Here is a 9479-nt window from a genome sequence, read left to right on the forward strand (position 1 = left end):
TACTACCTCCGGAAACTGGGTATATCGATATGTGGTCCATGACACATTCCGCAAACATCTGTCTCAAGGTTACCGTTACGTTATGACCACTGAACACGTAGACGCACGTCCAGCGCTCGCGAGCGCACTCGTGACGGCGATCGATCACGTGGGGATCGCGGTGCCGGATCTGGACGTCGCGATCAAGTGGTACCACGACCACCTCGGGATGATCGTGCTGCACGAGGAGGTCAACGAGGATCAAGGCGTGCGCGAGGCCATGCTCTCGGTGCGTGGCGCTCCGGTCGGTAGCGCTCAGGTCCAGCTGATGGCCCCGCTGGACGAGACCTCGACAATCGCGAAGTTCATCGACAAGCGCGGTCCCGGTCTTCAGCAGTTGGCGTACCGCACCAGCGACATCGACGCGCTCAGCGAGCGTCTGCGCGACGAGGGCGTGCGGCTGCTGTACGACGCGCCGCGGAGCGGCACCGCGAACTCGCGGATCAACTTCATCCACCCGAAGGATTCCGGCGGCGTCCTCATCGAGCTCGTAGAGCCGGCCGCCGACGGGCAGGACCACTAGGACCATTTGCGGGTCGGGCTACGCGTGGCCCGGTGCGTCCAGCACGCCGTGTGCCAGTGTCTACGGTCGTCGACGGACCGCTCCCCCATATCGGCGGGGAACACCACCAAATGTGCTGTCCCGGGCCGGATCTCGTGGTCACAGCCGGGACAGCGGTATGTCTTGACGGCACGCGCCGCCGCGATCGGCCGGACCTCGTACTCGTAACCGTCCGGTCCGGTTTCCAGGCGTCGCGGCGCAGGCAGGGGCGGCGGACGCTGCGGGCGGCGCTTGCGAGCCATCAGAACAGCCGGAACTCGTCGCTGTCCATGCCGCGCATCTTGTCGTAGTCCAACGTCACACAGCGGATGCCGCGGTCGGTGGCCAGCGTGCGGGCCTGCGGCTTGATCTGCTGGGCCGCGAAGACGCCCGTCACCGGGGCCAGCAGGCTGTCGCGGTTGAGCAGCTCGAGGTAGCGGGTGAGCTGCTCGACGCCGTCGATCTCGCCGCGGCGCTTGATCTCCACGGCGACCGATCCGCCGTTCCCGTCGCGGCACAGCAGGTCCACGGGGCCGATCGCGGTCATGTACTCGCGTCGCACCAGCGTGTACCCCGCGCCCAGCAGCTCGACATGCTCGGCCAACAACTCCTGAAGATGCGCTTCGACGCCGTCCTTCACCAGACCCGGATCGACGCCGAGCTCGTGGCTGGAGTCGTGTTCGATTTCCTCGACGGTGATCCGCAGCTGTTCACCGGCCTTGTTCTCGACCACCCAGACGGGGACAGGCCCGGTGCTGTCCTCGGTGAGCCGGCACGGCGGACTCATCCAGTTCAACGGTTTGTAGGCGCGGTCGTCGGCGTGCACGCTCACCGAACCGTCCGCCTTGACCAGCAGCAGTCGCCGCGCCGAAGGCAGATGTGCGGTCAGACGTCCGACGTAGTCGACAGTGCATTGGGCGATCACGAGACGCACCCGACCACCTTAGGCGCCGGTTCGGCGAATTAGGCTCTAGCCACAATGACCGCCAAGAAGAGCGTCCCTCAGCGACTCGGTCTTGTCCTCGAGAAGGTGACGCGGCAGAGCGGGCGGCTACCGGACACCCCCGAATTCGGCTCTTTCCTGCTCGGCAAGCCGTCGGAGAGCCAAACCCGCCGACGCATCCGCATTCAAATCATCCTCACCGTCCTCATCCTGTTCACCAACGTGCTCGGCATCGCCGTGTCGTTGCTGCTGAACGCGGTCGCCATTCCGGTGCCGAGCGTCTTCACCGACGCGCCGGCATGGCTGACCTGGGGCGTCGCTCCCGCCTACATGATCTTTGCCCTGGTGGTGGGCACCTGGTGGATCACCTCTCGCACCGTCAATTCGCTGCGATGGGCCATCGCAGAACGCGCCCCCACCCGAGCCGATCAGCACAATGTCTTCCTCGCTCCGTGGCATGTGGCGAAGAGGCTGCTGCTGCTGTGGGGCCTCGGCACGGCACTGCTGACATTGTTGTACGGCCTGCAGGACTCCGCGTTCATCCCTCGCTTCCTGCTCGCAGTCGGCTTTCCCGGCATCGTCGTGGCGACCGCCTGCTACCTCATCACCGAGTTCGCACTGCGCCCGGTCGCCGCTCAGGCGCTCGAAGCGGGCCGCCCGCCGCGCCGATTGGCACACGGAGTCATGGGCCGAACCATGACCGTCTGGTTGCTCAGCTCCGGCGTGCCGGTGCTGGGCATCCTTCTTCTCGCGGTGTTCGCGCTGTCGCTGCAAAATCTCACCGCAACCCAGTTCGCGGTCGCCGTGATGATCATCGCGGTGGTGGCACTGGCCTTCGGATTGATCCTGATGTTGCTGTTGTCGTGGCTGACGGCGACCCCCGTGCGCGTGGTGCGCTCGGCACTACAGCGCGTGGAGCAGGGAGATCTGAACTGCAACCTGGTGGTGTTCGACGGCACCGAGCTCGGCGAGTTGCAGCGGGGGTTCAACTCGATGGTCGACGGGCTGAAGGAACGCGAGCGGGTACGCGATCTGTTCGGCCGTCATGTCGGTCGCGACGTTGCCGCGGCTGCGGAGAAAGAGCGTCTGGAGCTCGGTGGCGCGGAACGCCATGTCGCGGTGATCTTCGTGGACATCATCGGCTCGACGCAGTTGGTGACGGCCCGCCGCGCGACCGAGGTCGTCGACCTGCTGAACCGGTTCTTCGCGGTGATCGTCGAGGAGGTCGACCGCCACCACGGCTTCGTCAACAAGTTCGAGGGCGACGGGGCGCTGGCCGTGTTCGGCGCTCCACTGCCCCTGGCGAACCCGGAGGATTCCGCGCTGGCCGCCGGTCGTGCGATCGCGCGCCGGATCCATGAGGAGGTGCCCGAGTGCGACGCGGGCATCGGGGTGGCCGCCGGCGAGGCGGTCGCGGGCAACGTCGGGGCCAAGGAACGGTTCGAGTACACCGTGATCGGTGAGCCCGTCAACGAAGCGGCGCGGCTGTGCGAACTGGCCAAGGAAACCCCCGGCCACCTGCTCGCCTCATCCGATGCGGTCACCGGCGCGAGCGAAAGCGAGCGTGCCCGTTGGACACTCGGCGACGAGGTGACGTTGCGCGGACACGACGAGCCGACCAGGCTGGCGTCACCCGTCTGATCGCGTTCGCTGAAAACTCTCCGCGGCGCGCAACGCCCCGTCGAGGGTGCCGAACACCCTCGCCTGTGCGGCTTCAGCGGCGGCCAACGTGCCGTCCGGATCCACGACGTAACCCTCTTTGCCTGCGGCAGTGAGCGACTCGTGCATGCCGGCGAGCATCCGGCGGGCGGCATCGTTGACGTCGTCGACCCTCGACAAGTCCAGGATGGCCACATCGAAACCGTCGCGCTGCTCGTCAACGGTGCGTAGCACCTGCTCGGCGCCGGCGAACAAGAGGTCACCGTGCAGCTCGTAAATCCGGACACCTGCGGCGACGTCATACGCGTCCCGGATCGTCGAGCGGGCTTCCCGGGTGACCGAAAGGAAATGCAATCCGAGGCCGGCCGACAGATCGCGGCACGCCTTCACACCCCGCACGCTGTTGCCCTTGTCGTCCAGAAGCGGTGAGTAGACCCCGATTCCGAGCTGAGCGGGCAGCACGGCCGCGATGCCGCCGCCGACACCGCTCTTGGCCGGCATGCCGACGGCGCTCACCCAGTCCCCCGCCGCGTCGTACATCCCGCAGGTAACCATCACGCTCAGCGTCCGCTGTACCACTGCTGCAGCGGCCACTCGCCGTCCCCACACCGGGTCGATGCCACCGCGCGCCAGGGTGGCGGCCATCTGGGCCAGATCCGTGGTGGTCACCTTGATCGAACATTGACGGAAGTAGACGTCGAGGACCTCATCGGGATCACCGTCGAGCACGCCGAAACTCTGCAACATGTAAGCGATCGCGCGGTTCCGGCTTCCGGTCGACTTCTCAGACGGATAGATGTCGTCGTCGACCGTCAGGTCGCGACCCGCACACGCCGAATAGAATTCGCGAATCTGGCTGAACCGCTCATCGGCGGAGGTGCCGGGTACCAGAGAGACGGCCGCGATGGCGCCGGCATTGATCATCGGGTTCTTCGGCGCCTTGGTGGATTCGTCGACGCTGATCTCATTGAACGCTTCACCGGAGGGCTCCACGCCGATCTTGGCGTCGACCGCATCGAAGCCGAGGCGGTCGAGTGCGAGCGCATAGGTGAACGGCTTGGACACCGACTGGATGGTGAATTCGAGGGCGGTATCGCCGGATTCATAGACGTAGCCGTCAACCAGCGACAGCGACAAACCGAATCCGTTGGGGTCGACCCGAGTCAGTTCAGGAATGTAGTCGGCAAGGGCCCCGCCAGTGTCGTCGGCGTGCTTCGTGAGAATCTGGTCCAGGTATCGCTGCACCAGTTCGGCCATGGACCGATCCTAGGCCGACGACACCCAGTTGCCGTGGAAGCCGGCGGGCACGCGGTGCGGAAGCTTGATGCTGGCGAGGTCCTGCAACGTTCGCGCGTCGAGCAGCACCAGGTCACTGCGGTCGGTCCGACGGTCGTAGACGAACCCCATCAACACGCCGTCGTCTTCGACGGCGGTCGATGAGGACGCCTCAAAGACGAACTCCCCGAGCACTTTCCCGTCGCCGAAGGATCGTGAAAGCGTGTCGCCGCCGACGAAGTCATGCTTGAGCAGGGTATCGCTGCCGTCGCCGTCGCCGACGGTCGGCGCGTACCCGTAGCGGTGACGCCTGCCCACCCGGCGTTCGTCGACGCGCGGGAACTCCTGGCCCCGATCGTCGATGCGAGATTCGCGAACCTTGCCGTCGGCGAGATCCACCGTCCAACGGTCGAGTGTCGGCGGACCTTCGTCCGGCCCAAGGTGGTTGGTGTCGAACATCTTCGGGTGCCGCACGACATCGAGCACGATCGTGCCGCCATCGTCGTAGGCGTTCATCGGGTGGAACACGTAGCAGGGTTCGACCTCGAACCAGCGCACGTCCGCATTGCCGCCGTCGCGTGGCATCACGCCGACCCGCGCGGGATATTTCGGGTTCCAGGAGTATGGGAACCGACGGTCGGATGCGTTACCCCCCGGCTGCCGAGCGCTGATCGGATCCGGTATTCGCACCCGACCGATCAAGGCCGACAACACAAGTCGGGAGACCAGCCGCAGACCGCGTGGCACCGTCATCTCCACCGCCATGCGCGCGTCGAACGTGACCGGCAGGTCGTAGAACACGACGTGGTTCTCGGTCAGCGAGAAGTCGTGCATCATCGGGCTGCCCGCGACCCCGATATCGACCGTGCGTCGCGCGCGCCCGTCCGCGCCGATCACCGAGTACTGCACCGTGTTGCCGCGATACATGCTGTAGGAAACGGCGTGCAGTTCACCGGTGTCGGGGTCACGCTTGGGATGGGCGGTGTATCCACCCGTCAGTGTCCCGTCGAAGTCACATGCCCCGACGGTCTCGAGCTCGTCGGTGAGTTCCACGTTGGCGACACCGGATTCGATCAGGGCCAGAGTCCGGCCGGCGTGTCCGATGACGTTGGTGTTGGCGCCGATTCCCGAGATGGGGAACCGTCCGGGTGGCGTCTGCTCCCCCAGTGCCTTCGCGGTCTGCGGACCGCGGACCCAGCGGTTGCGGTACCACTCCGCCTTGCCATCGCGGATCCGGATGCCGTGCACCATGCCGTCGCCGATGAACCAGTGGTACAGCTCCGGATCCAGCTCGCCGACCGGATTCGGTCCGTTCCGCAGATAGCGCCCATCGAGGTGATCGGGGATGGTGCCGGTGACCTCGAGGTCGGTCAGCGTGTGCTCTTCGCGAAGGGGCGCGAAGGCGCCCTCGAGATAGCGGCTCGTCATCGCGGGCTCCCCCATAACGGTGTTATGACACCACCTGTATAACACCGTTATGGCAATATGGCAAGAGTGAGCGAGAGTGCCCCGAAGCAACTGGTCGAGGCCGGCATCCGAATTCTCGAGCGGGACGGGCTGGCGGCGCTCAGCGCACGCAAACTGGCCGCCGAAACCGGGACGTCGACGATGGCGGTGTACACGCACTTCGGCGGCATGACAGGCCTGATCGACTCGATCGCCAGCGAGACGTTCGCGCGCTTCACCCAGGCGCTGACGGAGTCGCCGGTGACCGACGATCCGGTGGCCGACTTCCTCGTGATGGGCGCGCGGTACCGCGAGTTCGCGTTGGAGAACCCGCAGCGCTATCAGATGATGTTCGGCACCTCCGCGCAGTCACTGAGCCGTCATCACGCCGACCTGACCGTGACCGGCAGCTCAACCGACCGCGCGGAGTTCGCGGTGTCGTTCGAGGCGTTGTTGACCGCGGTGCGAAGGATGGTCGGCGCGCGACGTATCCGCGATGACGGCGTCGCCGTGATGGCAGGGCGGATGTGGAGCATCGTCCACGGCGCGGTCATGTTGGAGATGGCCGGCTTTTTCGGTCACGAGGGGCACGGGCTGACCCAGATTCTCGGGCCGCTGACCGTGGACACTCTGGTCGGGATGGGCGACGAGCGGGAAAAGACGATGCAGTCGCTGACCGCAGCGACGGTGCTGGTCGACTTGTAGGAGCGAACGAGTCACGATCCGCTCAGGTGCCGGTGTGCCCCTCTTCGGCGGGCAGCGGTGGGGGCAACGGCTTTGTCGGCTTAGGCGTCGAGGCCGGCGGCGGCGCCGACGGTGCGTCATCCGCCTGTCCCTCATGGACGTCGACCATCGGCTCCTCCCGGATCACCCGTGTGCCCGCGCTGATGGTCAAGGATTCCTCCGAGACGAAATACGTGATTCCGTCGTTCTCGGCGGTGAACTCATCGCCCGTCTGGGTGGCGGGCACGATCAACTTTGCGCCGTCACGAAGTCGCACGCCGCGGTATTCATATTCCCCATCGGACGTCTTGCAGATCGCGACACGCGACGACCCGGTGGCACCGAAGAGCACCGCCTCTTTGGGTGGGGCACACCGAGCGGTGGAGTCGACATAGCCCTGAGCGTCCGCCGTGGGCGCGGCAATGGCCGCCGGCGCGAGTAGCAAGGACGACGACGCCGCTGCAACGCCGACGACGAACAATGTGCGAGTCAACATCGACTCCTACGACACCACAGCGGTTGCCTACTTGCCCGCCTAACCGCTAGGCAACGCTCGAATCGTTAGCCGCCCGAAACCAATGCGTGAGATTTTCGGTGATATTGGCGTTTCATCGACGGCGAGCACCACCTCCTCACCGCCAGCACTCCCACACACGCCCGGCGCCCTGACTGCCACGACCATGTCGGTTTTCCGCCAGTGTTGTCGGTGGGGACGTGTAATTGTGAGAGGCGTGCACGACGATTTCGAACGCTGCTACCGGGCTGTCCAGTCCAAAGACGCCCGGTTCGACGGCTGGTTCGTCACCGCCGTGCTGACCACGAAGATCTACTGCAGGCCAAGCTGCCCGGTTCGGCCGCCGTACGCACGCAACATGCGGTTCTATCCGACCGCGGCGGCCGCCCAGAAGGCAGGCTTCCGGGCCTGTAAGCGGTGCCGCCCAGACGCGTCACCCGGCTCACCGGAGTGGAATGTCCGCGGCGACGTCGTCGCCAGGGCCATGCGACTGATCGCCGATGGCACCGTCGACCGTGAAGGCGTCACCGGACTGGCCACCCGGCTGGGCTACACCACCCGCCAGCTCGAGCGGCTTCTGCAAGCCGAAGTCGGGGCGAACCCGCTGGCCCTCGCGCGCGCTCAGCGTTCGCAGACTGCCCGCGTGCTCATCGAGACCACCGAATTGCCGTTCGGCGACGTTGCTTTCGCATCGGGGTTCTCCAGCATCCGGCAATTCAACGACACCGTACGAGCGGTGTGCGATCTCACCCCGACGACGTTGCGTCAGCGTGCGCGTGCCCGGTTCGGCCGCAACGAGGGCGGCACCGGAGCACTGTCGTTACGGTTGCCCGTCCGCACTCCTTTCGCCTATGAGGGACTGTTCGGACACCTGGCGGCCAGCGCCGTGCCGGGCGTCGAGGAAGTGCGGGAGGGGGCCTACCGCCGAACGCTGCGCCTACCGAACGGCAACGGAATCGTCTCTCTCACACCACAACCCGACCATGTGCAATGCCGGATGGTCCTCGACGACTTCCGCGACCTAGCCACAGCGATCGCCAGATGCCGCCGGCTGCTTGATCTCGACGCTGATCCCGAGGCGGTTGTCGACGCACTCGGTACCGACCCGGAACTCAGCGTGCTCGTCAGCAAGGCGCCCGGTCAGCGCATTCCGCGAACAGTCGACGAACAAGAACTAGCCTTGCGGGTCGTGCTGGGTCAGCAGGTATCGATCAAGGCGGCCCGGACGCATGCCTGGCGAATTGTCTCGGCTTATGGGCAGCAAATCACGGACACGAACGGCGGTCTGACACATGCCTTTCCGCCGATCGAACATCTCGCCGACATCGATCCCGCCCACCTCGCCTTCCCGAAGTCACGGCAACGCTCGCTGATTGCGCTGATCCGAGCATTGGCGGACGGGGACGTCATCCTCGATGCGGGCTGCGACTGGAACCGGGCGCGGGAGCAGTTGTTGGCACTGCCCGGCATCGGCCCGTGGACCGCCGAGGTGATCGCTATGCGTGGGCTCGGTGACCCCGACGCCTTCCCGGCCACTGACCTCGGCGTGCAGCTGGCCGCAAGGCAGTTGGGACTGCCCGCTGAGCCTCGCGCACTCACCGAGCACAGCGCGCGGTGGCGACCATGGCGTTCGTACGCCACCCAGCACCTGTGGTCCGCGCTCGATCATGCAGTCAACGACTGGCCACCAAAGGAGACATGATGGAAGCCTTGAAGTTTCGCACGATGGACAGCCCGGTCGGTCAGCTGACACTGGCAGGTAGAGACGGCCGGCTGATGCACCTGCGAATGGTGGACCAGACATATGAACCCAGCCGCGACGGCTGGGCTGCGGACGAGGACGCGTTCCCCGACGCGGTGGAGCAACTCGAGGCGTACTTCGCCGGCGACCGCACCGAGTTCAAATTGGACCTCGATCTTGTCGGCACCGACTTCCAGCGGCGAGTCTGGGCGGCATTGCTGACGATTCCCTATGGCGAGACTCGTTCTTACGGCGAGATCGCCAGGCAGATCGGCTCTCCGGGCGCCTTTCGCGCGGTCGGTTTGGCCAACGGCCACAACCCGATCGGCATCATTGTGCCGTGCCATCGAGTGATCGGGTCCAACGGAAGCCTCACGGGCTACGGCGGCGGACTCGACAGGAAGCGGGCACTGCTCGCGATGGAGAAAAATCGGGTCGCGCCGGCGTTGACGTTGTTTGATTGAAGTGGAGTGGCGCTACAAATGCCTATGGCCCCCAATCGAATTGGGGGCCATAGGGCTTAATTTGTGTTCGGCGGTGTCCTACTTTTCCGCCCGGGTTGGGCAGTATCATTGGCGCTGGCAGGCTTAGCTTCCGG

10 protein-coding genes are annotated in these 9479 nt (G+C 65.6%); 5 read left to right on the forward strand and 5 right to left on the reverse strand.

All coding sequences use genetic code 11. The features are described 5' to 3' along the window. Positions 1-82 precede the first annotated feature (82 nt). A complete protein-coding gene (gene mce, locus AU187_RS07305; RefSeq protein ID WP_059157013.1) occupies positions 83-562 on the forward strand; it encodes a methylmalonyl-CoA epimerase in 480 nt (159 codons plus the stop codon). Here the strand turns inward: mce and AU187_RS24895 are convergent. Together AU187_RS24895 and nucS are read right to left on the reverse strand one after the other, a co-directional pair. After that, on the reverse strand, positions 559-843 hold the full coding sequence (locus AU187_RS24895; RefSeq protein WP_082684045.1) for an Rv1322 family protein: 285 nt from the start codon (positions 841-843) through the stop codon (positions 559-561). The genes mce and AU187_RS24895 overlap by 4 nt on opposite strands. After that, positions 843-1514 (reverse strand): endonuclease NucS, encoded by a 672-nt coding sequence (gene nucS, locus AU187_RS07310; protein WP_059102078.1) that lies wholly within the window; start codon positions 1512-1514, stop codon positions 843-845. Before nucS ends, AU187_RS24895 begins: the two co-directional genes overlap by 1 nt. Before the next feature lie 45 nt (positions 1515-1559). Between nucS and AU187_RS07315 the strand changes: the two genes are divergently transcribed. Beyond that, a complete protein-coding gene (locus AU187_RS07315; protein ID WP_059102079.1) occupies positions 1560-3164 on the forward strand; it encodes an adenylate/guanylate cyclase domain-containing protein in 1605 nt (534 codons plus the stop codon). Here AU187_RS07315 and glsA read toward each other — a convergent pair. Next, entirely contained in the window at positions 3153-4439 is a 1287-nt protein-coding gene (gene glsA / locus AU187_RS07320; protein ID WP_059102080.1) for a glutaminase A, read from the reverse strand. The genes AU187_RS07315 and glsA overlap by 12 nt on opposite strands. Before the next feature lie 9 nt (positions 4440-4448). Next, positions 4449-5885 (reverse strand): carotenoid oxygenase family protein, encoded by a 1437-nt coding sequence (locus AU187_RS07325; RefSeq protein ID WP_059102081.1) that lies wholly within the window; start codon positions 5883-5885, stop codon positions 4449-4451. A gap of 66 nt (positions 5886-5951) precedes the next feature. On the opposite strand from AU187_RS07325, the gene AU187_RS07330 reads away from it, so the two are divergent. Then, positions 5952-6608, forward strand: a complete 657-nt coding sequence (locus AU187_RS07330; RefSeq protein ID WP_059102082.1) for a TetR/AcrR family transcriptional regulator — start codon at positions 5952-5954, stop codon at positions 6606-6608. Between the two features lie 22 nt (positions 6609-6630). Here the strand turns inward: AU187_RS07330 and AU187_RS07335 are convergent, their stop codons facing one another. Further along, positions 6631-7122 (reverse strand): hypothetical protein, encoded by a 492-nt coding sequence (locus tag AU187_RS07335; protein WP_059102083.1) that lies wholly within the window; start codon positions 7120-7122, stop codon positions 6631-6633. Between the two features lie 235 nt (positions 7123-7357). Between AU187_RS07335 and AU187_RS07340 the strand changes: the two genes are divergently transcribed. Continuing rightward, a complete protein-coding gene (locus AU187_RS07340) occupies positions 7358-8842 on the forward strand; it encodes a DNA-3-methyladenine glycosylase 2 family protein (RefSeq protein ID WP_059102084.1) in 1485 nt (494 codons plus the stop codon). After that, positions 8842-9345, forward strand: a complete 504-nt coding sequence (locus AU187_RS07345) for a methylated-DNA--[protein]-cysteine S-methyltransferase (protein WP_172800181.1) — start codon at positions 8842-8844, stop codon at positions 9343-9345. The genes AU187_RS07340 and AU187_RS07345 overlap by 1 nt, the downstream gene beginning before the upstream one ends. The last annotated feature ends 134 nt before the right edge of the window (positions 9346-9479 follow it).

Source organism: Mycobacterium sp. IS-1556 (assembly GCF_001499985.1).
Classification (GTDB): domain Bacteria; phylum Actinomycetota; class Actinomycetes; order Mycobacteriales; family Mycobacteriaceae; genus Mycobacterium.